Genomic DNA, 257 nt, shown 5'->3' with positions numbered 1-257 from the left:
TTGCCGCCGGTTGCACCGGTAATGGTGGTGGTGACGGTCGAACCGTTAACGTAGACGTCGTTAGCCGGGGTATCCACGACCACTGTACCAACCGACTCACCCGCCTTGATGGTAATCACCGAGCCATTGCTCAAGGTGACGTTCACCGGGGTTTGCGCCGGGTTGGTCAGGGTCGCGGTGTAAGTGATCTGACCGCCTTCGGTCACGGTCGAACCGGCCGTCAGCGTGACAGTGGTGGTATCGACCACATCAGTAAT

General features: G+C 59.1%; 1 protein-coding gene. It reads right to left on the bottom strand.

All coding sequences use genetic code 11. The features are described from left to right. On the bottom strand, window positions 1–257 hold a 257-nt coding region (locus BFP96_RS00690), incomplete at both ends, for an immunoglobulin-like domain-containing protein (RefSeq protein ID WP_371914753.1).

Origin of the sequence: Pseudomonas sp. 34 E 7, assembly GCF_900005715.1 — a bacterium.
Taxonomy (GTDB): domain Bacteria; phylum Pseudomonadota; class Gammaproteobacteria; order Pseudomonadales; family Pseudomonadaceae; genus Aquipseudomonas; species Aquipseudomonas orientalis_A.
This window is presented reverse-complemented; position numbering and strand designations above follow the sequence as displayed.